General features: G+C 46.7%; 24 protein-coding genes. 13 read left to right on the forward strand and 11 right to left on the reverse strand.

Translation table 11 applies throughout. From position 1 onward, the window contains the following. From ubiA to recG, 3 genes are read right to left on the reverse strand one after another with little or no spacing between them, the layout of a single operon-like run. Nucleotides 1-891, reverse strand: coding sequence for a 4-hydroxybenzoate octaprenyltransferase (gene ubiA, locus QUE65_RS08865; RefSeq protein WP_286280737.1), 891 nt, complete (start codon nucleotides 889-891; stop codon nucleotides 1-3). Next, entirely contained in the window at nucleotides 861-1,787 is a 927-nt protein-coding gene (locus tag QUE65_RS08870; protein WP_286280738.1) for a LysR substrate-binding domain-containing protein, read from the reverse strand. Before QUE65_RS08870 ends, ubiA begins: the two co-directional genes overlap by 31 nt. Nucleotides 1,788-1,797: 10 nt before the next feature. Beyond that, nucleotides 1,798-3,906: an ATP-dependent DNA helicase RecG gene (recG, locus tag QUE65_RS08875; RefSeq protein ID WP_286280739.1), complete on the reverse strand. Its 2,109-nt coding sequence runs from the start codon at nucleotides 3,904-3,906 to the stop codon at nucleotides 1,798-1,800. A gap of 30 nt (nucleotides 3,907-3,936) precedes the next feature. Between recG and queA the strand changes: the two genes are divergently transcribed. From queA to secF, 5 genes are all read left to right on the forward strand, one after another. Beyond that, on the forward strand, nucleotides 3,937-4,998 hold the full coding sequence (queA, locus tag QUE65_RS08880) for a tRNA preQ1(34) S-adenosylmethionine ribosyltransferase-isomerase QueA (RefSeq protein WP_286280740.1): 1,062 nt from the start codon (nucleotides 3,937-3,939) through the stop codon (nucleotides 4,996-4,998). A gap of 12 nt (nucleotides 4,999-5,010) precedes the next feature. Beyond that, entirely contained in the window at nucleotides 5,011-6,165 is a 1,155-nt protein-coding gene (tgt, locus tag QUE65_RS08885) for a tRNA guanosine(34) transglycosylase Tgt (RefSeq protein WP_286280743.1), read from the forward strand. Between the two features lie 95 nt (nucleotides 6,166-6,260). Next, complete coding sequence (yajC, locus tag QUE65_RS08890; RefSeq protein ID WP_108508995.1) at nucleotides 6,261-6,590, forward strand: preprotein translocase subunit YajC; 330 nt, start codon at nucleotides 6,261-6,263, stop codon at nucleotides 6,588-6,590. 41 nt (nucleotides 6,591-6,631) lie between these two features. After that, nucleotides 6,632-8,491, forward strand: a complete 1,860-nt coding sequence (gene secD / locus QUE65_RS08895; RefSeq protein WP_286280744.1) for a protein translocase subunit SecD — start codon at nucleotides 6,632-6,634, stop codon at nucleotides 8,489-8,491. Between the two features lie 3 nt (nucleotides 8,492-8,494). Then, nucleotides 8,495-9,469, forward strand: a complete 975-nt coding sequence (gene secF / locus QUE65_RS08900; RefSeq protein ID WP_215369998.1) for a protein translocase subunit SecF — start codon at nucleotides 8,495-8,497, stop codon at nucleotides 9,467-9,469. Here secF and QUE65_RS08905 read toward each other — a convergent pair. Together QUE65_RS08905 and purB are read right to left on the reverse strand one after the other, a co-directional pair. Then, entirely contained in the window at nucleotides 9,447-10,823 is a 1,377-nt protein-coding gene (locus QUE65_RS08905) for a 3-deoxy-D-manno-octulosonic acid transferase (protein ID WP_286280746.1), read from the reverse strand. The genes secF and QUE65_RS08905 overlap by 23 nt on opposite strands. Then, a complete protein-coding gene (gene purB, locus QUE65_RS08910; protein WP_286280747.1) occupies nucleotides 10,820-12,205 on the reverse strand; it encodes an adenylosuccinate lyase in 1,386 nt (461 codons plus the stop codon). The genes QUE65_RS08905 and purB overlap by 4 nt, the downstream gene beginning before the upstream one ends. 80 nt (nucleotides 12,206-12,285) lie before the next feature. On the opposite strand from purB, the gene QUE65_RS08915 reads away from it, so the two are divergent. Further along, on the forward strand, nucleotides 12,286-12,900 hold the full coding sequence (locus tag QUE65_RS08915) for a glutathione S-transferase family protein (protein WP_215370001.1): 615 nt from the start codon (nucleotides 12,286-12,288) through the stop codon (nucleotides 12,898-12,900). Nucleotides 12,901-12,903: 3 nt separating this feature from the next. Here QUE65_RS08915 and mnmA read toward each other — a convergent pair whose 3' ends face one another. Further along, nucleotides 12,904-14,010, reverse strand: a complete 1,107-nt coding sequence (gene mnmA / locus QUE65_RS08920) for a tRNA 2-thiouridine(34) synthase MnmA (RefSeq protein WP_286282506.1) — start codon at nucleotides 14,008-14,010, stop codon at nucleotides 12,904-12,906. A 203-nt stretch (nucleotides 14,011-14,213) separates the two neighbouring features. Here mnmA and QUE65_RS08925 point away from each other — a divergent pair, with 203 nt between their 5' ends. Genes QUE65_RS08925 through QUE65_RS08935 form a run of 3 tightly spaced genes read left to right on the forward strand, consistent with a single transcriptional unit; the run spans nucleotide 14,214 to nucleotide 17,082 of the window. Beyond that, the gene (locus tag QUE65_RS08925; RefSeq protein ID WP_286280748.1) at nucleotides 14,214-15,350 is read left to right on the forward strand and encodes a Re/Si-specific NAD(P)(+) transhydrogenase subunit alpha; all 1,137 of its coding nucleotides are present in this window, start codon (nucleotides 14,214-14,216) and stop codon (nucleotides 15,348-15,350) included. Nucleotides 15,351-15,367: 17 nt separating this feature from the next. After that, on the forward strand, nucleotides 15,368-15,703 hold the full coding sequence (locus QUE65_RS08930; RefSeq protein WP_215370005.1) for a proton-translocating transhydrogenase family protein: 336 nt from the start codon (nucleotides 15,368-15,370) through the stop codon (nucleotides 15,701-15,703). A 14-nt stretch (nucleotides 15,704-15,717) separates the two neighbouring features. Continuing rightward, complete coding sequence (locus QUE65_RS08935; RefSeq protein WP_286280750.1) at nucleotides 15,718-17,082, forward strand: NAD(P)(+) transhydrogenase (Re/Si-specific) subunit beta; 1,365 nt, start codon at nucleotides 15,718-15,720, stop codon at nucleotides 17,080-17,082. Between the two features lie 44 nt (nucleotides 17,083-17,126). On the opposite strand, the gene QUE65_RS08940 is transcribed toward QUE65_RS08935, so the two are convergent. The 3 genes from QUE65_RS08940 to groES form a co-directional block, all read right to left on the reverse strand. Further along, the gene (locus QUE65_RS08940; protein ID WP_286280752.1) at nucleotides 17,127-17,456 is read right to left on the reverse strand and encodes a hypothetical protein; all 330 of its coding nucleotides are present in this window, start codon (nucleotides 17,454-17,456) and stop codon (nucleotides 17,127-17,129) included. 104 nt (nucleotides 17,457-17,560) lie between these two features. Beyond that, on the reverse strand, nucleotides 17,561-19,216 hold the full coding sequence (groL, locus tag QUE65_RS08945) for a chaperonin GroEL (RefSeq protein WP_215370018.1): 1,656 nt from the start codon (nucleotides 19,214-19,216) through the stop codon (nucleotides 17,561-17,563). A gap of 26 nt (nucleotides 19,217-19,242) precedes the next feature. Beyond that, complete coding sequence (groES, locus tag QUE65_RS08950) at nucleotides 19,243-19,533, reverse strand: co-chaperone GroES (protein ID WP_108509006.1); 291 nt, start codon at nucleotides 19,531-19,533, stop codon at nucleotides 19,243-19,245. Between the two features lie 333 nt (nucleotides 19,534-19,866). Here groES and QUE65_RS08955 point away from each other — a divergent pair, with 333 nt between their 5' ends. Genes QUE65_RS08955 through QUE65_RS08965 form a run of 3 tightly spaced genes read left to right on the forward strand, consistent with a single transcriptional unit; the run spans nucleotide 19,867 to nucleotide 23,707 of the window. After that, on the forward strand, nucleotides 19,867-20,703 hold the full coding sequence (locus tag QUE65_RS08955; RefSeq protein ID WP_286280754.1) for a diguanylate phosphodiesterase: 837 nt from the start codon (nucleotides 19,867-19,869) through the stop codon (nucleotides 20,701-20,703). 23 nt (nucleotides 20,704-20,726) lie between these two features. Beyond that, nucleotides 20,727-21,350 carry a response regulator transcription factor gene (locus QUE65_RS08960; RefSeq protein ID WP_108509008.1) on the forward strand — a complete coding sequence of 208 codons (624 nt, stop codon included), beginning with the start codon at nucleotides 20,727-20,729 and terminating at the stop codon, nucleotides 21,348-21,350. Between the two features lie 17 nt (nucleotides 21,351-21,367). Continuing rightward, nucleotides 21,368-23,707, forward strand: coding sequence for a response regulator (locus QUE65_RS08965; protein WP_286280756.1), 2,340 nt, complete (start codon nucleotides 21,368-21,370; stop codon nucleotides 23,705-23,707). Nucleotides 23,708-23,748: 41 nt separating this feature from the next. Here QUE65_RS08965 and QUE65_RS08970 read toward each other — a convergent pair whose 3' ends face one another. Continuing rightward, complete coding sequence (locus QUE65_RS08970) at nucleotides 23,749-24,027, reverse strand: HU family DNA-binding protein (RefSeq protein WP_286280757.1); 279 nt, start codon at nucleotides 24,025-24,027, stop codon at nucleotides 23,749-23,751. A gap of 134 nt (nucleotides 24,028-24,161) precedes the next feature. On the opposite strand from QUE65_RS08970, the gene QUE65_RS08975 reads away from it, so the two are divergent. After that, nucleotides 24,162-25,730: a D-alanyl-D-alanine carboxypeptidase/D-alanyl-D-alanine-endopeptidase gene (locus QUE65_RS08975; protein ID WP_286280758.1), complete on the forward strand. Its 1,569-nt coding sequence runs from the start codon at nucleotides 24,162-24,164 to the stop codon at nucleotides 25,728-25,730. Here QUE65_RS08975 and QUE65_RS08980 read toward each other — a convergent pair. Further along, nucleotides 25,676-26,752 carry an L-threonylcarbamoyladenylate synthase gene (locus QUE65_RS08980; protein ID WP_286280760.1) on the reverse strand — a complete coding sequence of 359 codons (1,077 nt, stop codon included), beginning with the start codon at nucleotides 26,750-26,752 and terminating at the stop codon, nucleotides 25,676-25,678. The two genes, QUE65_RS08975 and QUE65_RS08980, sit on opposite strands and share 55 nt — an antisense overlap. Nucleotides 26,753-26,760: the final 8 nt, after the last annotated feature.

A 26,760-nucleotide genomic window follows, 5' to 3' on the forward strand; every position in this document is an offset into this window, starting at 1 on the left:
CTACGGGCGTAGCGCTAGGCCCAACACAATCCCCAAAAAGAGCGCTGCACCCAACCAATTGTTATGTAAGAATGCCTTAAAGCATGCCTCACGTTGACGGGTTGCAACGAGTCGTAACTCATAGACTGCACAACCTAATGCAATAAACCAGCCCAGATAGAACCAAGGGCTTAACTGAATTATCTCGGCTACCCAAATTTGAGATGCCAATAAAAGTCCATAGCAAATCGAGATTGCCGTTACATCCAAACGCCCAAAAGTAATCGCGGAGGTTTTTAAACCTAAACGCAGATCATCATCGCGATCGACCATGGCATAAGCGGTATCGTAGGCAATCGCCCAAAATACATTACCGATGAACAAAACCCAGGCCTCTAGTGGTATTTGATTTTGTACTGCTGCAAATGCCATGGGAATACCAAAACCAAATGCTAAACCAAGGATTGCTTGTGGAATCGAGAAAAAGCGTTTCGTAAAGGGATAAATGGCTGCCAAAAGAACGGCAACTACCGAGAGTTGCTTGGTCAATCCGTTTAAAGGCTGAATTAATCCATATGACAGCAGCGCCAGAATTAAGGCAATTGCAATCGCCTCCTGATTTGAAATTTTGCCACTCGTAAGTGGGCGGTGCCGTGTCCGTTCTACATGTTTATCAAAATGACGATCAGCATAATCATTGATGGCGCAGCCAGCACTTCGCATGAATACTGTTCCAAGGCAAAAGATTAATAAAATAATGTGGTTTGGAAAGCCATCGCTTGCAATCCATAGACCCCATAGCGTTGGCCATAAGAGCAAAAGAATACCGATGGGCTTATCCAAGCGCACCAAGTAGATGTAAGACTGCAAACGCTCAGAAATCAGAGCAACCTCGCTCCAGGTAAGTCGCATGCTCGGATAGTCCGAGCAATTGCCTTCATGGCCTCTACCCGTGGATAGCCTTTTCGCCACACCAAACTAACGCGACGAGTTGGCTCCGGTGTTTCAAAAGGAATATAAAGAATCAATCCATCGCGATCATTTGGATTGCTTACTGATGTGCGCGGCAAGACCGTAATTCCGATTCCACCGGCAACCATTTGTCGGATGGTCTCTAAAGAGGATCCTTCAAAACTACGATGCTCTCCAAGGGTTAGGCCATTGCCGAAACGGTTCAGTTCAGGGCAAACGCCAAGCACATGATCCCGAAAGCAATGACCAGCACCTAATAGCAAGGTATTTTGTTCCTTCAGTTCTTTTTGGCCAATCGTTTTTCGGTCCGACCATTCATGACCTTTAGGGATCGCTACCAAGAAAGGCTCTTCATAAAGATCAACAAAATCGAGGCCAGCACTGGGAAATGGATCTGCCAAAATGGCGCAGTCGAGCTCTCCCTGGCGCAACATCTCGATGAGGCGCACTGTGAAGTTCTCTTCCAAAAATAAGGGGGCTTTTGGCAAAGTATCGCGGGCTACTCGTACAAGGCTAGGAAGTAAATAAGGGGCAACGGTATAAATCGCACCAAGTCGTAATGGTCCGGATAAGGGATCTTGTCCATGTTTAGCAAGATGCTTAAGGGCATTGGCTTCCTCTAATACCCGCTGCGCTTGCTGAATAATCACTGCGCCAAGCGTTGTGAGTGCAACATCTGAACTGGTGCGCTCAAATATTTGAGTTTGCAACTCTTCCTCTAGCTTTTTAATCGCGACTGATAAGGTAGGCTGAGATACATGACAGGCTTCAGCAGCCCGTCCAAAATGGCGCTCACGAGCAACTGCAACGATATAGCGAAGTTCGGTTAAGGTCATGGCTCTATTATCAAGCCTTTAGAAAATCCATGCGTGAGCCCAGCCAACGACCCAAATGGGCCTCGACAAGCTCTGGGTGGTTACGTAACCAATGCTCGGCGAGCTCTTGCGCAATCTGAATTAACCAGGCATCGCGTTGCAAATCAACAAACCGTAACATAGCCTCACCTGACTGCCTAGCTCCTAAAAGCTCGCCGGGGCCACGCAAAGCAAGATCGCGCTCAGCAATCACAAATCCGTCAGAAACTTCTCGGAGAGTCTGTAAGCGCTCTTTGGCAGCTAAGGATAGAGGCTCGGAATACATCAAGATGCATGCCGATTGATTAGAACCCCTCCCAACACGACCTCGTAATTGATGAATCTGCGCATAACCAAAGCGTTCGGCATGCTCAATCACCATGAGTGCAGCGTTTGGAACATCCACTCCCACCTCAATCACCGTGGTCGCAACCAACACATCAATCTGGCCCGCTTTAAAGGCAGCCATAATAGTCGCCTTCTCATCAGCCTTCAGGCGCCCATGAATTAAAGCCAGTGTGTATTCTGATAAATACTCGGATAACTCCGCGTGACTCGCAACGGCTGTTTGCAATTGCAATGCTTCGGACTCTTCAATCAGGGGGCACACCCAATAAGCCTGAAGACCCTTTTGCAACCACTGTTTCAAACCCTCAATCACCTCTTGCCGTCTTGCGTCTTTAACCAATTTGGTAGTAATCGCTTGTCGTCCAGGCGGTAACTCGTCGATAACCGAGACATCGAGATCAGCGTAATAGGTCATTGCTAGGGTTCGTGGAATCGGGGTTGCAGACATCATGAGCTGATGGCAATAGTAAGTTTCTGAGCCAATACGTTGGGTAATCTCCATGCGTTGACGAACTCCAAAGCGATGCTGCTCATCAATTACTGCTAATCCCAGGGCGGCGAATTGAACGGCGTCTTGGATTAGTGCATGGGTTCCCACAATGATTTGAGCCACACCCGATGCAATCAATTCCTGTGCGTGTTTTTTTTCTTTGCCTTTCATGCCACCCGATAGCCACACCACACGCACACCAAGTGGCTCAAACCACTCTTTAAATTTCCAATAATGCTGTTCTGCCAAAATTTCCGTTGGTGCCATGATGGCCGCTTGAAATGAGCGCTCTACCATTTGCGCGCTGGCTAAGGCTGCGATGATGGTTTTACCGCTCCCAACATCGCCCTGCAAAAGACGATTCATGGGAAATGGCTCTTTCAAATCATGAGTAATCTCCGACCATACTCTTTGCTGTGCATCGGTCAGCTCAAATGCAAGAGCGCGCATCAGTTGCGAGGGAAGATTTTTGAATTCTTTTGGCGAATGCGATTGTTTTGGCGGTGCGGGGCGCGCTCTGCGACTGGCATGCGCTTGCTTTAAAGAAATTTGCTGCGCTAGGAGTTCCTCTAATTGCACCCGACGCCAAGCAGGATGAGTCCGCTCAACAATCGATTCGGTATTGGCATCAACGGGTGGCTGATGTAAATAATGAATGGAATCACGAAGACTCCACTGCATCACGCTTTGTGCGGCAGGACTTAAAGCACTCTTTGGAATTGTCTCGGCTAAGCACTCTTCTAGACGAGAATCCTTCAAAGCATTGAGTACTGCCTTACGAATTTTGGCTTGACTCACTCCAGCAACCACCGAATACACTGGGGTTAGGCTTTTAGGAAGCGGTGCATACGGCGATACCACGCGTACCGTCGGGTGAACCATTTCTGGACCAAAATAGCCATCCCGAATATCGCCACGAACGCGTACATGCACCCCAACTGCCATTTGCTTTTGTTGACTCGGGTAAAAATTTAACCAACGAAGATTTAAGACTTCGGTATCGTCCTCGATCGCAACCAACAGTTGTCGACGGGGTCGATAAACTACCTGACTACGAATCACTCGCCCTTGCGTTTGAATAGGTCCTTGGAACCCTAATGCACAGGCCTCGTCAATCGACCACAGCTTGGTTTCATCCTCGTAACGAATGGGGAGATGGAAAGCCAATGCAACAGGCGTAGTCAGCCCCATTTTCTCGAGAGGGTCTGTAGACCCCTCACGGCTCGGTGTTTTAGGTGTTTTTGTGTTGGACTTGGTTCTCATGGTTAGAATCCCAACACCGATAGTAATGCCATGCAATTATCCGACTTCAACTACGACCTCCCGCCTGAGCTAATTGCTCAGCACCCACTTGCACAACGCTCTGCCAGCCGTCTCTTAGAACTGGGCAAAAGTGCGGGTGGAGGACCTGAGTGCATTGATCGTTCATTTACCGATATTGTCCAATTAATTGACTCAAACGATCTCCTCATTTTTAATGACACCCGCGTTATTCCGGCTCGTCTGTTTGGGCGAAAAGAAACAGGCGGTCACGTTGAAGTATTAATCGAGCGAATTACAGGGCCTAATCAAGCGATTGCTCAAATTCGCGCCTCTAAGGTTCCAAAACCCGGAGGGAAAATTCGGCTTCTCGCGCATTCGGATTTGGTCGCGCCCGAGACTCCTCCAGAACTCGTGGTCAATGGTCGAGTTAATTTAGGTGGCAATAGCGATTTTTACGAAATCATTTTTCCGGATCATGCAATGGCTGTCTTAGAACGTTATGGTGAGCTTCCATTACCCCCTTACATCAGCCACACCCCCGATGAAGAGGATGCAAACCGATACCAAACCGTCATGGCGCAAAAGCCTGGAGCCGTTGCGGCACCGACCGCGGGATTGCATTTTGACGAAGCCTTACTGAAGCGCCTACGCGATCATGGCGTGCAAATTGCAGCAATCACCTTGCATGTCGGCGCCGGGACCTTTACTCCGGTTCGGCACGAAGACTTGGCGCTGCATCAAATGCACCATGAGTGGTACTCGATCTCCAAAGATACGCTAGAGGCCATTGAACGTACCAAACAAAATCATGGCAAGGTGATCGCTGTTGGTACTACCAGCATCCGAACGCTTGAAAGTTATGCCATCAGCGGCCTTCTCGAAGGTGAAACAAATTTATTCATCACGCCCGGCTTTGAGTTCAAAATCGTCGATGCATTAATCACTAACTTTCATTTGCCAAAGTCGACTCTGCTAATGCTCGTTAGTGCATTTGCTGGAGTGGATGCCATTCGCAACGCCTACGCACATGCGATTCGCGAACGCTACCGATTCTTTAGCTATGGCGATGCCATGTTTTTGCGCCGAACCTGAGACAATACGTGCATGAGCCCACTTGAATTCACCAGCATCCAGGAGGACTCGGATAGCCATGCCCGCCTTGGAAAAATCCGCCTACCCCATGGTGAGGTTCAAACCCCTATTTTTATGCCAGTGGGAACCTATGGCACAGTAAAAGCAGTAACCCCGCGAGATCTCAAGGAAATGCAAGCCCAAATTATCTTGGGCAATACTTTTCACTTGTGGTTGCGACCCGGCCTAGATGTAATTCGTAAACATGGTGGCCTGCATCGATTTATGGGCTGGGATAAACCAATTTTGACCGACTCAGGGGGCTTCCAGGTATTTAGCTTAGGTGCTTTACGAAAAATTACGGAAGATGGCGTAACTTTCTCTTCACCGATTAATGGCGATAAATTATTCATGTCCCCAGAGGTATCCATGGAGATTCAGGCAACGCTCAATAGCGATATTGCCATGCAGTTTGATGAATGCACGCCCTATGAAACGAATGGACAGCCGACTTCCGAAAAATCCGTAAACGAATCCTTACAACTCTCCTTGAGGTGGGGTGAACGTTCGATCAAGCGCTTTCGAGAACTCGAAACCGGTAATGCCCTATTTGGAATCGTTCAGGGTGGCATGTATGAAAAACTTCGGGATGAGTCGCTTGCGGGTATAGCAAATCAGGGCTTTGATGGAATTGCAATTGGCGGCCTTTCCGTTGGCGAACCCAAGCCTGAATTTGAACGCATCTTAAGTCATACGGGACCGCGCCTACCTAAGCACTTACCGCATTACCTGATGGGAGTTGGAACCCCTGAAGATTTGGTGCTTGGGGTCAGTATGGGAATTGATATGTTTGATTGCGTGATGCCAACGCGCAACGCCCGAAATGGATGGCTATTTACCCGCTTTGGGGATCTCAAACTTCGTAATGCTGGCTATCGCGACGATGATCGACCAATTGACATGCAATGCAGCTGCTATACCTGCCGCCACTTTACCCGCTCCTATTTGCATCACCTCCAAAAAGCCAATGAAATCCTAGGGGCGCAGTTAAATACGATCCATAATCTTCATTACTACTTAGAGCTCATGGAAGGCATTCGATCTGCTCTTAAAGAGGGGGTTTTCTCCCAATTTAAAGCCTTATTCCACCATCAGCGTCAACGCGGGATTGAGCCCCACCAAGACTAAGGCTTTTTAGGAAAGCACTTCCCTCAAAATCCCAATGAATAGCCAGACGGTTTAGAATTGCGGCTTACGTGTCGTAATTAATTGGAGGCTCCAAGATGTTGATTAGTAATGCATTTGCGCAAAGTGCGCCTGCTGCCGGTGGCGATGCTGGTGGATTAATGAGTTTTATTCCTTTAATTCTGATGTTCGTGGTGCTTTATTTCATCATGATTCGTCCACAAATGAAACGCCAAAAAGAGACCAAAGCCATGCTCGAGGCCCTTGCAGCCGGTGATGAGGTCATTACCGCTGGCGGTATTTTGGGTAAAGTGACTGCAGTTAAAGATCAGTACGTAACGCTTGAATTAGTACCGGGCACCGAAGTTCAAATGCAAAAGAATGCGGTAACCAGCGTTCTTCCAAAAGGTACGATTAAATCCGTTTAATGAATCAGGGCACCATGATTGGTGCCCAGTAAGCCAGCTCTATGAATCGCTACCCCCTTTGGAAATACCTTGTCATTGGGGTAGCCCTTGCCATTGGCTTTTTGTATGCCTTACCAAACATCTTTGGCGAGGCGCCTGCCGTTCAAATCTCCGCGGCTAAACCTACGATTAAGGTCGATTTAACTACTCAATCGCGGATTGAAACACTTCTTAACGAATCGGGTATTAAAAATACTGGGATTTTTTATGAGCGAACTGGGAATGTTGGCAGCATCAAGATTCGCTTTGAAAATACCGACACGCAGCTCAAGGCGCGTGATTTAGTTAATCAAAAGCTCAATGCCGATCCCAAAGAGCCAAACTATATTGTTGCGCTCAATCTTCTCTCTAATACTCCAAACTGGTTAAGCTCAATCAATGCCCTTCCCATGCCTTTGGGCCTGGATCTTCGTGGTGGCGTCTACTTCTTGTTGCAAGTTGATATGCAAGGCGCAGTCCAAAAGAAATTAACTTCCTTGGCAACCGATATTCGGGGACAGCTGCGTGATAAAGGGATTCGTCATCAAGGCATTGAGCGTGCGGGTGACGCGATTACGATTCGCTTTGGATCGACTTCAGAAGCGGATACTGCTCGCTCGACACTGGCAGGTCCCCAAGCCGAACTCGAGTGGCTCATTGAAAAAGTGGCCGATGGTGCCAAACTGGTTGGACGGTTTAAAGCTAGTGCACTTAAAGAGGTTCAAGAAAATGCCGTCAAGCAAAACATCATCACCCTCAATAAACGAGTTAATGAATTAGCGGTCAAGGAACCAGTCATCCAGCAACAAGGGTCTGAGCGGATTGTTGTTCAACTGCCAGGCGTTCAAGATACTGCCCGCGCCAAAGACATCATTGGTCGTACCGCAACCTTAGAGTCCCGCCTCGCTGACCCGGTCGCCTCAACCATTGGCTTAAATGAGACTCCACCACCGGGAACGGATGTGTTTCGTTTTGGCGAGAACCGCCTGGGGGTCTTTAAAAAATCCGTGATTTTTACAGGCGATCGGATTACCGACGCCAGTGCAGGCTTTGATCAAAACCAGCGTCCCTCCGTCAATATCTCACTGGATGCAGCTGGCGGTCGAGTCATGCAAGAAGTAACGCGTGAGAACATCGGTAAACCCATGGGTATGATTTTGTTTGAAAAGGGTAAGGGCGAAGTACTAACCATTGCAACGATTCAAGGTGAGTTTGGCTCCAAATTTCAAATTACCGGGCAACCAACCACTGAAAGCGCAAACGATCTTGCTCTCCTACTCCGCGCCGGGTCCTTAGCTGCTCCTATGGAAATTATTGAAGAACGCACCATTGGTCCTAGCCTAGGGCTTGAAAACATTGAGAAGGGATTCAAATCTCTCATTTATGGGTTTGCCGCCATTGCGATATTCATGATTGCGTATTACTTACTGTTTGGATTTTTTTCAGTCATCGCCCTGGGCGTCAATATTGTTTTACTTATTTCCCTGCTCTCGATGCTGCAAGCTACCCTCTCTTTACCGGGAATTGCAGCAATGGCATTGGCAATTGGTATGGCGATTGACTCGAACGTTCTCATCAATGAGCGGATCCGTGAAGAACTTCGGAATGGCGCAGCTCCGCAGACGGCCATTGCCATTGGTTTTGATAAAGCCTGGGCTACGATTTTGGATTCCAATATCACTACGCTGATTGCTGGTATTGCATTACTTGCCTTTGGATCTGGTCCAGTCAAAGGCTTTGCAGTTGTCCATTGCCTCGGTATTCTGACTTCAATGTTTTCAGCAGTCTTCTTTGCCCGTGGCATCGTCAATCTTTGGTATGGGCGAAAGAAGAAATTGCCATCGATTTCAATTGGCCAAGTTTGGCGACCCGAGGGGAAATAGGTCATGGAATTTTTCAGAATCCGCAAAGATATCCCCTTCATGCGTCATGCATTGTTACTCAATGCATTTTCATTTATTACATTTCTCGCTGCGGTCTTTTTTATTTGGCAAAAGGGCTTGCACCTTTCAATTGAGTTTACTGGCGGGACCGTCATGGAGATTACTTATCCCCAAACTGCCCCACTTGACTCAATCCGTGATCAGATTGCCAAAATTGGATATACCGATACCCAAATTCAGAACTTTGGAAGCTCACGCGACATCATGATTCGTTTGCCTCTTCAGCGAGATCAAACGGGTCAGGTCATTCCTTCAGCGCAGCAAAGCAGTGCCGTGATGCAAGTACTAGAAGCGAACAATTCTGGGGCAAAACTGCAGCGTGTTGAATATGTCGGGCCACAAGTTGGTAAAGAGCTTGCTGTTGACGGAGTTAAAGCTCTTATCTTTGTTGTGATCGGCATCATGATCTACCTTGCATTCCGTTTTGAATGGAAATTTGCTGTCGCTGGTATTTTGGCCAACCTTCATGACGTCGTAATCATTTTGGGATTTTTTGCTTTTTTCCAATGGGAGTTTTCGCTCTCCGTACTGGCCGCTGTATTGGCGGTTCTTGGCTACTCGGTGAACGAGTCGGTGGTGATCTTTGATCGAATCCGCGAGAACTTTCGTAAACAGCGCAAGATGAATACCCGTGAAATTATTGATAGCGCAATTACGAGCACGATCAGCCGAACCGTAATCACCCACGGCAGCACCGAGATGATGGTGGTTGCGATGCTTATTTTTGGTGGGCCGTCCCTCTTCTATTTCGCTCTTGCGCTCACGATTGGTATTTTGTTTGGAATTTATTCATCGGTATTCGTCGCCGCTGCGATTGCAATGTGGCTTGGTATTAAGCGCGAAGACCTCATCAAAGCGGATCGCAAACCTAATGAAAATAATCGGCCTGATGACCCTAATTTTGGAGCGCAGGTTTAAGCTGATCTAAGATTCGTTGGGTTGCGCCTTGGTGTTCTGCAGCAAAATGAAGGGCGTAATCTGTGCGTTTTTTACGCTCTGCGTTATTGACCAATAGTTCCTCGATCGCTTTTGCTAAGGCGTTTATTAACTCTGAATTCAAATCACCGGTCACTCGAATCGCTGCGCCGCAAGCAATGGCATCCTCGCTGGCTTTCTGGAAATTATAAGTATGCGGCCCCAAAATCACTGGGCAACCATTTGCACATGCCTCAATGAGATTTTGTCCGCCGGTTGGCAAAAGACTACCGCCCATCACCACAAAATCACTAGCAGCGTAGTAAGCCGCCATCTCCCCCATTGAGTCACCAAGCAGAACATCGATTTTTGCCCAATGCAAGGATGGGTCTACCTCTTCACTGGAACGCGGATCACTCATGCCTGAGCGGCGTTCAAAAGCCAACCCCGATTGATAAATGAGATCAGCAACTTCAGAGAAGCGATCTGGATGGCGCGGCACCATCATGAGTAACGGTGGGCTCGTCCAGTTGTTGGTTGTCAGGATATGCTTCCAAGCTTCTAAGATAATCGCTTCTTCACCGGCTCGCGTACTTGCAGCACAAACTGCTAACCGGCCTTGGACTTGAATCGCAATTTTCCAATGCATTCCGAGAGCGAGTGTTTCTGGTTGACTGGCGATATCAAACTTCATATTACCAACGATGTGAACATTCTTGACGCCTAGAGCTTGATAGCGCTTTGCGTCATGCCCTGACTGAGCCAAAATTCCTGTAAACGATTGGAAGAGTATCTGCCCTGCCTGCCCAAAATTCTGCACACGTTTAAAGCTACGTTCAGATAGGCGAGCATTGATTAGAAAAAGGGGCATCCCGAGCTGGTGCGCCCGAAATACAAAACCTGGCCATGCCTCGGTTTCCATCAGCAATCCAAGTTGGGGTCGAAAACGCTTTAGGAAGCGCTCGATCGCCCAACAAAGATCGTAGGGTAAATAAACCTGCTGGAGTCGACCCTGCTGAATTGCTTTCCAATAAAGTGCGCTACCCGCTTCACGCCCTGTCGGAGTCATGTGCGTTAAAAGAACAGGGTGACCTTCATGGAGCAGTCTCTCAATTAAGGCTTGGGTTGCATGCGTTTCCCCCACCGAAACAGCATGAATCCATATCGGCTGAGTTTGTAATTTTTTTGCTCCATAGAATCCAAAACGTTCAGCGATATGTTGACGATAACCCCGATGGTAGCGACTACGCCACAGGAGGCGCAAAATGACAAACGGTATTAATAAATGCCAAATCGCCTCATACAAAAAATAGAGGCCAAAGGGATAATGCGCGATCGGATGTTTGGATCGACTCAACGCTTACTTGACTTCAATCGCGATGCTAACTCAGCTGCCTTGCCCGTATATGAAGCGGGGGTCATTTTTAATAAGCGTTTCTTCTCTGGCTCAGGAATCGCAAGGGTTTTAATGAAACGATGCAATACCTCACGAGTAATCGCTTTACCCCGAGTTAAATCTTTCAACTGCTCATAGGGGTTCTCAATCCCGTAACGACGCATCACGGTCTGAATAGGCTCAGCCAAAACTTCCCAGCAATTATCAAGATCAGATGCAATTGCGGCCTCATTCACTTCCAATTTAGAAAGTCCACGCAGGGCACTGTCATATGCCAACACACTATGACCAAATGCTGGGCCTAAATTACGCAAGACGGTTGAATCAGTAAGATCGCGCTGCCATCGTGAAATAGGAAGCTTTTCAGCCAAGTGGCGCAGGAGTGCATTTGCAATTCCAAGATTACCCTCAGAGTTCTCAAAATCAATCGGATTGACTTTATGGGGCATGGTGGAAGAACCAATCTCACCCGCTTTAGTTTTTTGCTTAAAGTAGCCAAGCGCAATATAAGCCCAGAAATCCCGATCGATATCTAACAAAATTGTATTGGCTCGAGCAATGGCATCGAATAACTCAGCCATACCGTCGTGGGGCTCAATCTGAATCGTATAGGGATTAAATTCCAAACCAAGACGCTTTTCAACGACTCCTTTGGCAAATTCTTCCCAGTCAAACTCAGGATAAGCCGCTAAATGGGCGTTGTAGTTACCGACCGCACCATTCATCTTGCCAAGCAGTGCGACGTGGCCAATGGTTTGAATCGCCCGCTCTAAACGTTTTGCCATATTGGCAATTTCCTTACCCAGGGTCGTGGGTGATGCTGGCTGACCATGGGTTCGAGAGAGCATTGGAGTGGTGGCATACCGAACCGCCAGCTCATTTAATGCTTTCAAAATCAATCGCAGTTGCGGAATTAATACGTGATCACGTGCGCCTCGCAGCATCAGGCCGTGCGAGGTATTGTTAATGTCTTCCGAAGTGCAGGCAAAGTGGATGAACTCACTCGCTTTTAATAATTTTGGACGTTTAGCGACCTTTTCTTTCAACCAGTACTCCACCGCTTTGACATCATGGTTGGTGATCGCCTCAATGTCTTTAATGCGCTGCGCATCTGCCTCTGAAAAATCACTGGCAAGCTGAAGGAGAAAAGCCTCATCGGCAGAGTCAATTTTAGGAATATTGGCTAACTTGGCCTCACTAAGGGCTAAAAGCCATTGGATCTCGACAACAACCCGTTGCTGCATGAAAGCTGCCTCAGATAGCCAAGGACGCAGGGCATCTAGTTTTTTTGCATACCGGCCATCCAGTGGCGATAGTGCAGTTAATGAAGTTAGCGTGGACAAGGGGTTCTCGTGACAAAGTGTTCAAAACCTGATTTTAATGGGTTTATGACGAGTCTCATAGATTGCTATACTGCGCTCTTATGAAAATTATTGGATCATTAACCAGTCCCTTTGTTCGCAAAGTCCGTATTGTTATGGCAGAAAAAAAGATTGATGCCGAGCTCGTACTTGAAAACGTTTGGGATTCGGGTACCTCCATTGCGGAATTCAACCCACTTAGCAAGGTTCCATGCTTACTCATGGACGATGGTGGGGCTATGTTTGATTCAAGGGTAATTGCTGAATACATCGATACCTTAAGCCCAGTCGGCAAACTGATCCCTGCCACTGGACGAGAGCGTGCTGCAGTGAAAACATGGGAGGCATTGGCTGACGGAATAATCGATGCTGGCATTTTGGTGCGCCTTGAAAAAACATTTCGGGGTGAGGGCGAACAAAGCGAAAAGTGGCTTGACCGACAAATGCACAAAGTGCATCAAGGTATGGCGACGATGTCAACGAGTTTAGGCAGCTCAAAATGGTGCCATGGCAATCAATTTAGCCTTGCAGATATCGCCCTCGGATGTGCCCTTGGCTGGTTTGAATTGCGGTTTCCTGAACTTGATTGGAAAACTAAATATCCAAATCTTGCAACGCATTTTGCACAATTATCGGAACGTACTTCGTTTAAACAGACTACCCCGCCAGCGCAGTAATCCTTAGCGAACAATAATTCCGCCACCCAAGCAAACGTCCCCTTGGTACAAAACGGCTGACTGACCTGGTGTGACTGCCCATTGTGCTGCCTTAAATTGCAACTCAAAAGAATTATCCTGTTCCGCTGTAATCGCGCACAGTGCATCCTCTTGTCGATAACGGGTTTTTGCACTGTATTGGCCAAGGGGTGGTTCATGGCCAGCAATCCACGAGGCATCGATTGCCGCCAACCGTTCGCTCAATAACCAAGGATGATCGTGACCTTGTGCCACATAGAGGGTGTTATTGGAGATGTCTTTACGGGCCACATACCAAGCGTCACCCGTACCGTCTTGGCTTCCGCCCAAACCAATTCCCTTGCGTTGCCCTAAAGTAAAAAATGCCAAGCCCATATGCTCACCTAAGTGCTTACCATCCACACTCAAGATCGGGCCTGGGGCTCTCGGTAAGTAGCGGTTTAAAAATTCTCGAAAGGGACGTTCCCCAATAAAACAAATCCCCGTTGAGTCTTTTTTGCGGGCATTTGGCAAACCCAAATCCGCAGCGATTTCTCGAACCTCTTTTTTCGTAATTCCGCCAAGTGGAAATAAGACTTTTGATAATTGGGCTTGCGTTAAGCGGTGTAAGAAATAGCTCTGATCTTTACTAAGATCAGTAGCTTTAAGCAATTGAACGCGATTGGCATGGCGTTCAACTCTGGCATAGTGCCCGGTGGCAATGAGATCAGCCCCCAAATTGATTGCATGATCTAAAAATGCCTTGAACTTAATCTCTGCATTACATAACACATCAGGATTGGGGGTTCGACCTGCCGCGTACTCCCTCAAGAAATCAGCAAAAACACGTTCACGATATTCTTTTGCAAAGTTCACTGCTTCAACATCGATTCCCAACAAATCAGCAACGGATACAACATCAATCCAATCTTGCCGTGCCGAACAATACTCATCTTCATCATCGTCTTCCCAGTTTTTCATGAAGAGGCCAACCACTTCGTAGCCCTGTTCTTTCAGTAACCAAGCAGCCACCGAGGAATCAACACCCCCAGACATCCCCACCACCACCTTTGGCTTGCTAGGGCTTGTTTTTTCTGGGGATTGAGCGGTCATCATGGATAAAAAATCGAATTATTAGGGGAAACCATTAAAAAGTGCGAAAATACAGAAATTGTTTCAAGCTCACATATTGTAAAAGTCTCGGCCAGCCTCTGGCCAAAGGGATATACAGGAGACTGAGCTGGCTAGCTCACAAGGCATGGCTAATTTATTAAAATGGTTCCTTTTTTAAAAATTCTTGCATTTGGAGATACGCCATGCGCATTGGAGTGCCGCTGGAAACAAGGCCCGGAGAGACCCGGGTTGCCGCGACCGCTGAGACCGTTAAAAAGCTAATTAGCCAAGGTCACCAGGTCATTATTCAATCCGGCGCGGGAGTTGGCGCCAGCTTGCCGGATGCCGCCTATAAGGCCGTTGGTGCCAGTATTGGCTCTGCAACGGATGCATTTTCCTGTGAGATTGTTCTCAAGGTTCGCGCCCCTCAAACCGATGAACTCAAGCAGATCAAATCCGGATCTGTCCTGATCGGAATGCTTGATCCCTTTGATAATGCAGGAATTTCTGCCATGGCAGCCCAGGGAATCACGGCATTTGCCCTTGAGGCCGCACCGCGGACCACCCGCGCCCAAAGTATGGATGTCCTATCCTCCCAAGCCAATATTGCTGGCTATAAGGCGGTTATGTTGGCCGCTAATGAATATCAACGCTTTATGCCAATGCTGATGACGGCTGCGGGAACCGTCAAAGCTGCCCGTATTCTGATCCTGGGCGCAGGGGTTGCTGGTTTACAGGCCATTGCGACTGCTAAACGTCTCGGCTCGGTCATTGAGGCTTCTGACGTGCGCCCTGCTGCCAAAGAGCAAATTGAATCCCTTGGCGCTAAGTTTGTCGATGTGCCCTATGAAACCGATGAGGAACGCGAGATTGCCCAAGGCGTTGGTGGTTATGCCCGTCCCATGCCAGAAGCTTGGATGAAACGTCAAGCAGCCCTAGTGGCGGAGCGCGCAGCACAAGCTGACATTGTGATCACCACTGCCTTAATTCCTGGCCGCAAACCTCCCGTTCTCTTGCATGCCGATACCGTCGGAAAGATGAAAGCTGGCTCGGTCGTGATTGATATTGCCGCTGGTCGTGGGGAGAACGGTTCGGGGAACTGCCCTCTTACGCGAGCGGATCAGGTAATCAATCACAACGGGGTAAAGATCGTTGGTTACACCAATTTACCGAGTATGGTTGCTGCCGATGCCTCAGCCCTCTATGCCAGAAATTTGCTTGATTTCATGAAGCTCATCATTAATAAGGAAGGGCAACTCGCCATTCCTGCTGCAGCCGATGACGACATTGTTGCCGCCTGCTTGATGTGCCGAGATGGCCAAGCCATTCGCACCAATTAATTATTGAAGGAACCAATATGGATGCTGCCGCTATTCAAAACCTATTAACCGTCCAAAACATCACGGTTTTTGTGTTAGCCATTTTTGTGGGCTACCACGTGGTGTGGAATGTTACGCCTGCCTTACATACCCCACTTATGTCGGTCACGAATGCAATTTCAGGAATCATTATTGTGGGTGCCATGCTGCAAACTGAAGTCATCAATGGCGATGAAATTACCTTAACGAGCTTGATTGGAGCGCTAGCTATTTTTCTAGCGTCTATCAATATCTTTGGTGGTTTTATGGTCACGCGGCGAATGCTTGAGATGTTCAAGAAAAAAGCTCCGAAGAATGAATCGGCTGGTCACTAATAAGAGAGCACATCATGTCAAACTTCACAGCCATTTCTTATCTCGTCTCATCCGTGCTATTTATTTTGGCACTTAAAGGACTCTCGTCCCCAACCACCTCGCGCCAAGGCAATGTCTACGGTATGGTTGGGATGGCACTCGCCGTCATTACCACCTTTCTAGTCCCGTCATTTAAGCCAGTCTATTGGTTAATTGGGGGAGCAATTATCGCTGGCGCCATCATCGGTTCAATTGCCGCGCAGCGCGTGCAAATGACCAAGATGCCCGAGCTTGTCGCCTTAATGCACTCTTTCGTCGGCTTGTCGGCAGTATTAATTGCGATTGCTGCGGTCTTCAATCCTGCTCAAGCCCACAGCGGAGCCCAAAAAATTGAGTTATTCATTGGCGCTTTCATTGGAGCAATTACCTTTACAGCCTCTATCATTGCGTTTGGAAAACTCTCTGGTAAGGTCAGCGGTAAACCAGTGAGCTTTTCAGGGCAGCATTTACTCAACCTGATCATGGCGATCTTGATGGTCGCTGCAGGCGTTGCGTACTTCCTCACCGATAGTCACGCCGCATTCTTAATCATGTGCGCGATTGCGTTGGTACTTGGTGTGACCTTAATTATTCCGATTGGTGGCGCTGATATGCCAGTGGTGGTCTCAATGCTCAACAGCTATTCCGGTTGGGCAGCCGCTGGTATTGGTTTTACCCTCAACAATCCAGTGCTGATTATTGCGGGCGCTTGCGTTGGATCTTCTGGTGCGATTCTGTCGTACATCATGTGTAAGGCCATGAATCGCTCGATTACCGCTGTTCTACTCGGCGGCTTCGGTGCGGAAGCTGCTGCCGGCGGTGACGATGGCGGTCCAAAGAACTACAAAACAGGTTCTGCAGAGGATGCTGCCTTCTTAATGACTAATGCCGATACGGTAATTATTGTTCCAGGATATGGCCTAGCGGTAGCACGTGCTCAGCATGCCCTTAAAGAGCTTACTGAGAAGTTAATTCATCATGGTGTAACGGTTAAATACGCCATTCACCCTGTTGCCGGTCGTATGCCAGGACATATGAACGTTCTCCTAGCGGAAGCAGAAGTTCCGTACGACCAAGTATTTGAGATGGAAGACATTAACAGTGACTTTGGACAGGCAGACGTGGTCTTGGTTCTGGGTGCAAATGACGTGGTAAATCCTGCAGCACGCACTCCCGGTAGCCCAATCTTTGGTATGCCAATTTTGGAAGCGTTCAAAGCTAAAACTATCATCGTGAACAAGCGCTCAATGGCAGCCGGCTACGCTGGTCTCGATAATGAGCTCTTCTACATGGACAAAACCATGATGGTCTTTGGTGATGCTAAGAAAGTCGTGGAGGATATGGTCAAAGCGGTGGATTGATCAATTCTTGTGAGTAATCAAAAGGCAGCCTCGGCTGCCTTTTTTTATCGAAAGCCTAAGCGATCCTTATCGGTTCGCTCTTGTCCGTCGACAAATAACTTTTTACATAAACCTGCCCCGCTACCATGAGGCGTTTTACTGGCCTCCTTTTGCATCTTAAACATCGCCTCAAAACAATCGCGGCGATGGTCATATTGACTGATAACGGTTTTGATCTCTTTACCTTTATAAAAATAGGTGAAATCAAGCGTCCAAAATTGATCGCCCAAGGGGATTGGCTCACCCTTTTTAAGAACGATCGGTTCTTGCTGCTTTACCTGTGGTGCACATCCAAACAGAAACAGTATGACTCCGATAGCTGTAATTTTATTCATTAAAAATAGTCATTCATTTTTCGTAATGTCAGCTCATAGTATCCAAAGTTTTGGGAAATAAAAAGGGCAGCCTAGGCTGCCCTCTGTTTTGGACCGAAGTCTTGTTACATCATTCCGTCCATACCGCCCATACCGCCCATACCACCCATACCGCCTGGCATACCGCCACCTGCAGATTCCTCTTTTGGAGACTCTGCAATTGCGCAGTCAGTGGTTAACAATAGTGCAGCAACGGATGCAGCATTGACCAATGCGGTTTTAGTAACCTTGGTTGGATCAATCACACCTTGTGCAACTAAGTCACCATACTCACCGGTCGCAGCGTTATAACCATGATTACCTTTGCCAGCTGCGACTGAGTTAACAACTACGCTTGCCTCATCACCAGCATTAGAAACGATGATACGCAGTGGCTCTTCCATGGCACGCAACACAATGCTAATACCAGCATTTTGATCAGGATTGTCCCCCTTGAGACCAGCAATGCCTTGCTTCGCACGAATCAGTGCAACGCCGCCGCCAGGAACAATACCCTCTTCAACGGCTGCACGAGTTGCATGCAAAGCGTCATCCACACGCGCCTTCTTCTCTTTCATTTCGACTTCGGTTGCGGCACCAACACGGATTACAGCAACGCCACCTGCTAACTTAGCAACACGCTCTTGTAATTTCTCACGGTCATAGTCACTAGTGGCTTCGTCAATCTGCACCCGAATGTTCTTAACGCGCGCTTCGATCGATTTTCCATCACCTGCACCATCAATAATGGTGGTGTTCTCTTTGCCAATCTCAACACGTTTAGCTTGTCCAAGGTGCTCAAGTGTGGTTTTCTCGAGAGTCAAACCAACTTCCTCGGCAATCACTTGGCCACCGGTCAAGATTGCAATATCTTCCAACATCGCTTTGCGACGATCACCAAAACCGGGAGCCTTTACAGCACAGGTCTTTAAGATGCCACGAATATTGTTCACGACCAAGGTTGCCAAGGCTTCACCTTCAACATCTTCAGCAACAATCATCAATGGTCGACCCGATTTAGCGACTTGCTCAAGAACTGGTAAGAGATCGCGAATATTGCTGATCTTCTTATCAAACAAGAGGATGTAAGGGCTTTCCAAAACAGCGGTTTGCTTCTCAGGCTGATTAATGAAGTATGGGGACAAGTAGCCACGGTCAAACTGCATACCCTCTACTACTTCTAACTCGTCTTCAAGTGACTTGCCATCTTCAACAGTAATCACACCCTCTTTGCCAACCTTCTCCATGGCTTCAGCGATACGCTTACCAATGCTCTCATCGCTGTTCGCTGAAATCGAACCAACTTGTGCAATTTCTTTGGTGGTGGTGCAAGGTTTGCTAATTTTTTTGAGCTCTTCAATCGCAGCCGTTACCGCTTTATCAATACCGCGCTTGAGATCCATTGGATTGTGGCCAGCAACTACATACTTCATCCCTTCACGAACAATCGATTGAGCCAATACCGTTGCCGTTGTTGTGCCGTCACCTGCGATATCAGCGGTCTTGGAAGCAACTTCTTTAACCATCTGAGCGCCCATGTTCTGAAGTTTATCTTTGAGCTCAATCTCTTTCGCTACTGTGACGCCATCCTTGGTGATGGTTGGCCCGCCAAATGAGCGCTCGATCACCACATTACGACCTTTGGGTCCAAGAGTTACCTTGACCGCATTTGCGAGGATATTGACACCCTCAACCATCTTGACGCGGGCGTTATCGCCAAACACTACATCTTTTGCTGCCATGATTAAATTCCTTTCTAAATGCCTAATTACTTCTGAACAACGGCCATGATGTCTTCTTCACGCATGACAAGAAGCTCGTCGCCATCCACTTTTACGGTCTGACCTGCATACTTTCCAAATAGCACGCGATCACCAACTTTGACATCGGGGGCATTTAATTTGCCACTGTCATCCCGCTTTCCTGGGCCAACGGCTAATACCTCGCCCTGATCAGGCTTTTCTGCTGCGTTATCTGGAATGACGATTCCAGAGGCGGTTTTTGTTTCTTGATCTAAGCGCTTAATAATCACGCGATCGTGTAAAGGACGTAAATTCATTCCCTCTCCTATGTTAGTAAGTATTAACTAATAAAATTTGCTGCCTCATTATCTCTGCACATCATGCTAAATATATGATTTATATAATTATTTTCATAGAAATGAAGTAATTTATAATCACTGTTAGCACTCTCGTGTAGTGAGTGCTGATTATATAGGTCTTCATTAGCTATTTTCAAGGGCCCGCTTTTCTCAACCCCAACGACACGGGTTTTGAATGATGAATGCCACCGTCAGGCAGCTGTAGGAGATTTCCTACACATAAATCATCTTTATGCCCTTACTTAAAACCTTTGGCATGCATAGACTCGTTGATATTCGATTGGAGAGATCATGAGCCCTAAATCACGGCTTTATAACTTGGTAATGGCATGGAAGAACAAGCCCTTCCGCCAACTGCGCGACATTGAACAGCCCTATTGGGAAAGCCCAAAGCATGAAGATCAATTTGCTCAGGCTACCCCAAGAAACGTCGTCGATCCATTGGCATATCGAGGAATTGATTTTGAGCCAATCTTTAATCGCTCTGGAAGTAGCCTAAAGGGTGTTTTATTTCGGCCCTTATTAAGCGCTTCCTCATCCGAGGTTCTGCGTTACTGCATGGAGGGGATTGATGCAATTCATTACTGGCAATGCAGTAATCGGATCATCCCCCTCATTCTGCCAATCAAAGTGACGGATCTAAAAATTGAAGCATGTGTTGATGGACTATGCGATCTGATTCTAAATTCAAGACTCCCGATTGGTTTAATCAATATTGGCTTTTTGCATCATCAAGACATCGATAACGAGTTAACCGCTGCAGTCACGAAGCTAAGGCGTTTGGGGGTGCTATTTCATGCTCTTCAATTTGATGGAAACCCCAATACCATCAAATTGATTAGTCAATTTCAGTTTGAAGCCGTGCATTTGGATGTTTCACACCTTCGTGAAACAAGCTCCTTAAGTGGAACCCAACTCATCAACCAAATTCACTTATTGAAGAAGTGGTCCTGCAAAACCTATTTCAGTAATGTCACCTTTGTTCGCGATAACGAACTTGCCTATCAACTGGGTATCGATTATTGCTACGGCAGCCTCATGCTCTCACCGGTTAATCGACATCAAATTATTCATATCCAAGATAGTCGTATTGGTAAGGCACTTTTTTCCATTCAAACATCAAAATAACTTTAACCACAAGGAGACCTGTAATGCGTAATAAAGTGATGTTGATTGATGATCATCCAGCCATGTTAATGGCGTTGAAATCAATGCTGTTAAACCAAGTACCATTTGAAGTGGTGGCCCAAGCCCAAAGTGGCGAAGAGTGCCTAAGTGTATTAAAGAATGTCCAACCCGATATTGTGATTCTCGATTTGGATATGCCCAAAACCGATGGCTTTGATGTCATTCGAAAAATTGGGATCTCATACCCAAATATTCGCATCCTCATCCTGTCAAGCCTTGATGAGCAAGTGTATGGGGGTCGAGTTCGTTCTTTGGGTGCCCATGGTTTTGTGAACAAAACGGCTAGCGCAAATATTATCTTGGCAGCTTGCGTTGCAGTTTCACAAGGCTATACCTTCTTCTCAACTGGACGTAATGGCCATGCAGCCTTATCCGATAGTGAAAAGATGGCATCAATTTCTGACCGAGAATTACAAGTCATGAAATACCTCGGCAAAGGGAAATCGAATGCAGAAATATCGGATCACCTCAATATCAGCAGTAAAACGGTTGCAACCTATAAGCATCGCTTATTTGATAAGTTAGGGATCTCAAACATTGCCGATCTGGTGCTATTTTGCCGTAATAACCACATCATTGAAGGCTGAGATTGGGGCGTAGCGCGATGTCTTCTTTAAAGTGGGTATTCGGACTAGGCATCGCGTTCTTCATGCATTGTGGTCATGCTCAAGGGGGCTTGCCTCAATTTACCCAAACAGAGCAAATGTGGATCAAAGCCCATCCAATGGTTCAATTTAGCATTCATGAAAAATATCGCCCGTACTGGGATAGTGGCATTTATCCCAAACTGTTCTCAAAATTAAAGGATTGTTCAGGTCTCGAATTTTCACCAAAGTGGCGGAGTTCTGAAGAGGTTGGTATTCATCAAATTCGTAATGGTGAAGTGAGTTTTGTGATTGACCCCAATCAGCAACTGGAATCGGCGGTTCCTGGCCGACTTACAGAACCGATTTTTTGGGGTCACGATGTGATGCTGGCAGCGCACTCAAAGAACACACTCCCATTGAGCCCGAAGATGGAAAAAACCGTCTTTTTTGATCGAGGTTATGGCTTCTCGGAGCCGATTAATGGTGGGCACCTCATCAATTCACCAGAATTAATTGCCCAACAATTGATAGCTGGTGATGCGCATTTTGCGGTTATGCCTTTGCGCTTAGCCGTTCATCTTAGTAAACAACTGAATTTTCAAGAGATGCAAATCCGACCTCTGGGTCATCAGCCTTTTGCGTATCGATGGTTTATTTCAGATCAAGACCGCATTCTTCACTCAATTGTGCAAAAGTCATTACATGCAGCAGATCCTTTCTTCATGGGTGAACTTTTAGCCATCCCATCCTTAGCATCAGATCGATCGCAGCATGTAATAAATTGGCTTTGGTTTGGAATTGCTGGCTCCTCTGGACTTATTGCAATCTTGCTTGGTTTCTTTGCTTGGCAACGTAAGAAGCAATTACGCACAGAGGCTGATCTCATGGATATTGCTCAAGAAGCACAGGACGCAAGCGAAGCAAAATCTGCGTTCTTAGCAACCGTTAGTCATGAAATTCGTACGCCAATGCATGCTGTAATCGGTGCACAGGAGCTGTTGCTAAAAAATAACGCACTGAATCAGCATCAACGGGAATTATTACAAAGCGCCCATACATCGGCTGCCTCTTTACTGGGCATGCTCAATCAAGTCCTCGACATCGCCAAAATTGAAGCAGGGAAATTTACGGTTGAGCATGAGCCAGTTGATTTAAAAAAAATTCTTTTCGAAATTAATCAGACCTTTTTTGTGTACGCCAAGAATAAAGGGCTGCATTTAGCTAGCTTTATTGATCCAAGTATTGCCGATGTCTTACTTCTTGACCCTTTACGTATTCGTCAAATTCTTCACAATCTCCTAAGTAATGCGATTAAATTTACAGAGCAAGGCTTTGTGTTTTTTGAGATTCGAATCCTAGCGAACGACCATGCTGGTCAATTATTAGAGTTTCGAATCATTGACCAAGGCATTGGAATGGCAAAAGAAGATATTGAGCGCGTACAAATGCCCTTTGAGCAAATTCGCTCCCACTTATCTGCGAATAACGAATCAGGGTCAAGTACTGGCCTTGGATTGAGCATTACCAATCACCTGATTGGATTAATGCAGAGTAAATTGATTATTGAGAGTGCGCCTAATCTAGGCACAAGTGTTCATTTTGTTGTGGCATTTTCTAGAACATGTCACTCCATTGAAAATAGCCAACACTCTCCTAATGCGCCAAGCCATCCCTTATTTAAGAACATTCGCGCCCTGATTGTTGAGGATCATCCAGCGAGTCGACATATCCTATTTTTGCAATTGCAAACCCTTGGTATTCATGTTGACCAGTGCGCCAATGGAGATGAGGCGCTTATGCGACTTCACGATGATTTGTATGACGTTATTCTGACCGATCACTCGATGCCTGGAATGCATGGTACCGAGTTAGCTCGCAAAATTCGTGCCTCAAGTCAGCGTGATATTGTCATTATCGGCATTACAGCAGACATTTATGCTAAGACCTCACAGTCTGAACTGATCAGATCGGGCATGAATGGCGTTCTGATTAAACCGATCCGCTTAGAATGCCTTGAGTCTGAGTTGTTAAAGCACTTACATCACCATTCATCGACCACCTTTATCAAACCATCCGTTAGCTCACTTTGCATGAGTCACTTAATTATGGAGGAGGTTTTAAAGGTTCAACTTGAAACCTTGAATGCTCTTAAAGAAACGCTTAGTCTTGACTCGCTGATGAGCTTGATTCATAAAATTAAAGGTGGCGCATTACTCAGTGAAGATCAATGGCTCTATGATCAATGCGTTCTCTTAGAAAAATCAGATGCTGAGCTAATAAGCCTGCAGAAATCATTCCAACGAATTCTTGATACCAGCAATGATCGCCTAAGAAAACAAATCAACGCGCCTAGTTAAGCGTAAAAGGCTTTTCTTAATCTAGGCGACTTTTATCAGAGCTAGCGTTTATTAACTGCATCCTTAAATGACTTGCCAGCCGAAAATTTGACAGTCTTGGATGCTGCAATCTTGATAGCCTCGCCGGTTTTTGGGTTACGCCCCATTCGTGCAGCGCGCGAACCCAAGGAAAAGCTTCCAAATCCGACCAGCTGTATCGTATTGCCCTTGGCAACACTCACCTTGATTGCATCGAGGGCTAAATTAAGAACCTCCTCAGCCTTGGTTTTACTTAAATCCGCTCCATCCGCAATCACATCCACTAAGTCTGCTTTTGTCATGATTTACTTCCTTTATTGAAGTGTTATTTGTCGAGGAGCGAATCGCCATTATTTGGCCAAACCAGATCTCCACGTTTATCCTAGCAAAGATATGAGGAAAATCTGTAAATACTTTTTGACAAATTAGAAAAATAATGAAATTTGATCGGCCAAATCGCAGTTTTCTAACTCAATATCTAGGGTTAGTACTAGCACTTTTTTGTTTTACCCCTTTTCTTGGTCATGGCGCTGTAGCCCAATCTTCAATTCCAATTGGCGTTGAGCAGGCGATTAAACGTAGCGGCATCCCAAAAGACTCGATCAGTATTGCCGTCAGTGAAATCCCTTCGGCAACCAATCCTAAGCCCGGATCGCGCCAGATCCTGAATTGGCGCGATGAGGTGGCAATGAATCCGGCCTCAACCATCAAATTACTCACTACGCTCGTTGCCCTAGATATTTTGGGACCAAAATATCGATGGAAAACTGAACTCTTCACCGATGGTGCGATCAAAAACGGTACCTTAAAAGGAAATATTTATTTTGTAGGTCACGGAGATCCCAAATGGATTCCAGAGGAACTGGATCGCTTAACAAAGCAATTACGCGATCTTGGCATACAACGCATTGACGGTAATTTAATCTTTGATCGAAGTGCATATGCCAAACAAGTGATGGATGAGGTAACCATTGATGGCGAAACCTTGCGCGCTTATAACGTCGCCCCTGATCCGTTGTTGTATGCATTTCGGACACTATCGTTTGAAATCAATCCCAACAAGACTGGCCAGGGATCTCAAATCAGCTACACCCCAAAGTTAGCTCGTTTTACGATTCAAAATGATATTTCGATGCGCCCTACCCCCTGCGATGGAACAAGACGCAATCTTCGGTTAGAAATTATTCCGAATCCAACTGAGATTGCAAGCTCGCAACTAAAGAACAAATCAGCAATTCAGTGGAAAGCTGTTTTTTCGGGAGAACTCTCTCAAAAATGTCGAGAAATTACCTTCAATGCGGTTAAGTTTGATCCTGATACGTTTCTGACTCTAGGGTTTACAGCTGCATGGGAAGATGCTGGGGGTCTTTGGGTTCGCCCACCTAGCGGTCAAGCTGGGTCAGTTCCTGTGTATGCGCGTCCTCTATTAAGTTTTGAGGGCCTGAGTTTGTTGGATGCTACCGAAGACATTAACAAATTATCAAATAATGTCATGGCTAGGCAGGTTTTTTTGACATTAGCACTTGAAAAAGTTGGCAAGCCCGCTGATATTGAATCGGCAAAAGGCGTGGTGCAGGCGTGGCTTAATCAACGAGGATTGGATTTTCCGGAACTAGTGATTGAAAATGGTTCGGGCTTATCTCGTAATGAAGCAATCTCGGCACGTCATCTCAATAGCCTCTTAATTTCAGCTCAAAACTTACCGATTGCAGAGGCCTTTGCCAATACCTTGCCGGCTGCAGGATCGGAGGGAACGATGCGTCACCGTTTAATTACGCAATTACGAAAATTTTTACACCTTAAGAAAAAGCCAGAGGCCCGAATTAAAACAGGCTCTCTAAATCATGTGCGCACCATCTCTGGTTATGTCTTTAGTAAATCAGGTCGGATCTATGCAGTGACCTCGTTCATCAATGACCCTAAAGCCAATCGAGGGCAAGAGGTGCACGATCAACTGCTCACATGGTTATTAGAAGATGGTCCAGATCCAAAAGATGCGCGCTGAAGCCGATCACGAACTGCATCCCATGCCTCAGTCTTTGGGGGGCTTGGGATAAAAATGCCTTGGTATTGGCCTTGATCAAGATCCCTTAAAAGACGATAAAGTTGCTTTGCAAGCAATGCGGGATCCATCGCAATCGCTATGAAGGTTATGTTTTGTGAATATGCTTTAAGTTCCTCTTGATGATGCGAATGCTCATGCTCCCAAACGATTACAGCCAATCGTAACTTGGGTTCTTGATTCATCAATCCACTGAGTTGAGATGCAATGTCAGATTCTGAATAGAGATACAGGGCGGTGTGAGGCGCATAGTGGGCCAGATGAGTACCGGATACTCGGGGTTGGTTCGCTGTACCTGAACTAGTGACTACATCGATTCCAGTACTTGCCTTAATCATGGATGGACTAATCGATCCTGGACGAAGTAATTTAGGTGGCCCTTCCCCAGAGACATCCAAGATCGTTGACTCAATCCCGTGTTCACAAGGGCCGCCATCCAAAATCAATAAATCTGGATTATTTGGAAACTCAGTCTCAACGTCCGCGGCGGAGGTTGGTGAGATACGTCCATAACGATTGGCAGATGGTGCGGCAATGCCGCCCCCAAAACGACGCAATAGCTCCTGGGTCAGTAGGTGAGCCGGTGAGCGAATCGCAACCGTGGATTGTCCTCCGGTGACACAATCCAAAACTAGTTTACTTTTCTCAAATACCAAGGTTAGGGGCCCTGGCCAAAAGTGTGCAATCAAAGTTAGAGCAGTCTCTGAGATATGCCGAGTCCAAGGATCTAAAATGGTCAACCACTCTTTTTCGGTATCTTTGCTACCCGCTAGTGGCGCTTGCACATGAATAATTAGAGGGTGATTAGCAGGTCTTCCCTTTAGTTGATAGATTTTTTGGACCGCATCGCGATTACTTGCATCAGCACCTAAGCCATATACCGTTTCGGTAGGAATGGCGACAAGCTGACCAGCACGAATCGTGTTGAGCGCGCGGTCTAATAAAAGCGAATGTAGCTCATCCATTACCAAGC

The organism is Polynucleobacter sp. HIN8 (assembly GCF_030297615.1).
Lineage (GTDB): Bacteria > Pseudomonadota > Gammaproteobacteria > Burkholderiales > Burkholderiaceae > Polynucleobacter.

Bases quoted from the DNA above. Each gene is read 5' to 3' on its own strand.
- QUE65_RS08960 (WP_108509008.1), top strand. From the start codon at position 20,727: ATGCGTAATAAAGTGATGTTGATTGATGATCATCCAGCCATGTTAATG.
- tgt (WP_286280743.1), top strand. From the start codon at position 5,011: ATGAGCCCACTTGAATTCACCAGCATCCAGGAGGACTCGGATAGCCAT.
- QUE65_RS08930 (WP_215370005.1), top strand. From the start codon at position 15,368: ATGGATGCTGCCGCTATTCAAAACCTATTAACCGTCCAAAACATCACG.
- QUE65_RS08925 (WP_286280748.1), top strand. From the start codon at position 14,214: ATGCGCATTGGAGTGCCGCTGGAAACAAGGCCCGGAGAGACCCGGGTT.
- secF (WP_215369998.1), top strand. From the start codon at position 8,495: ATGGAATTTTTCAGAATCCGCAAAGATATCCCCTTCATGCGTCATGCA.
- QUE65_RS08980 (WP_286280760.1), bottom strand. From the start codon at position 26,752: ATGGATGAGCTACATTCGCTTTTATTAGACCGCGCGCTCAACACGATT.
- QUE65_RS08915 (WP_215370001.1), top strand. From the start codon at position 12,286: ATGAAAATTATTGGATCATTAACCAGTCCCTTTGTTCGCAAAGTCCGT.
- queA (WP_286280740.1), top strand. From the start codon at position 3,937: ATGCAATTATCCGACTTCAACTACGACCTCCCGCCTGAGCTAATTGCT.
- QUE65_RS08955 (WP_286280754.1), top strand. From the start codon at position 19,867: ATGAGCCCTAAATCACGGCTTTATAACTTGGTAATGGCATGGAAGAAC.
- yajC (WP_108508995.1), top strand. From the start codon at position 6,261: ATGTTGATTAGTAATGCATTTGCGCAAAGTGCGCCTGCTGCCGGTGGC.
- groES (WP_108509006.1), bottom strand. From the start codon at position 19,533: ATGAATTTACGTCCTTTACACGATCGCGTGATTATTAAGCGCTTAGAT.
- QUE65_RS08965 (WP_286280756.1), top strand. From the start codon at position 21,368: ATGTCTTCTTTAAAGTGGGTATTCGGACTAGGCATCGCGTTCTTCATG.
- secD (WP_286280744.1), top strand. From the start codon at position 6,632: ATGAATCGCTACCCCCTTTGGAAATACCTTGTCATTGGGGTAGCCCTT.
- groL (WP_215370018.1), bottom strand. From the start codon at position 19,216: ATGGCAGCAAAAGATGTAGTGTTTGGCGATAACGCCCGCGTCAAGATG.
- QUE65_RS08870 (WP_286280738.1), bottom strand. From the start codon at position 1,787: ATGACCTTAACCGAACTTCGCTATATCGTTGCAGTTGCTCGTGAGCGC.
- recG (WP_286280739.1), bottom strand. From the start codon at position 3,906: ATGAGAACCAAGTCCAACACAAAAACACCTAAAACACCGAGCCGTGAG.
- QUE65_RS08935 (WP_286280750.1), top strand. From the start codon at position 15,718: ATGTCAAACTTCACAGCCATTTCTTATCTCGTCTCATCCGTGCTATTT.
- ubiA (WP_286280737.1), bottom strand. From the start codon at position 891: ATGCGACTTACCTGGAGCGAGGTTGCTCTGATTTCTGAGCGTTTGCAG.
- QUE65_RS08940 (WP_286280752.1), bottom strand. From the start codon at position 17,456: ATGAATAAAATTACAGCTATCGGAGTCATACTGTTTCTGTTTGGATGT.
- QUE65_RS08970 (WP_286280757.1), bottom strand. From the start codon at position 24,027: ATGACAAAAGCAGACTTAGTGGATGTGATTGCGGATGGAGCGGATTTA.
- QUE65_RS08975 (WP_286280758.1), top strand. From the start codon at position 24,162: ATGAAATTTGATCGGCCAAATCGCAGTTTTCTAACTCAATATCTAGGG.
- mnmA (WP_286282506.1), bottom strand. From the start codon at position 14,010: ATGACCGCTCAATCCCCAGAAAAAACAAGCCCTAGCAAGCCAAAGGTG.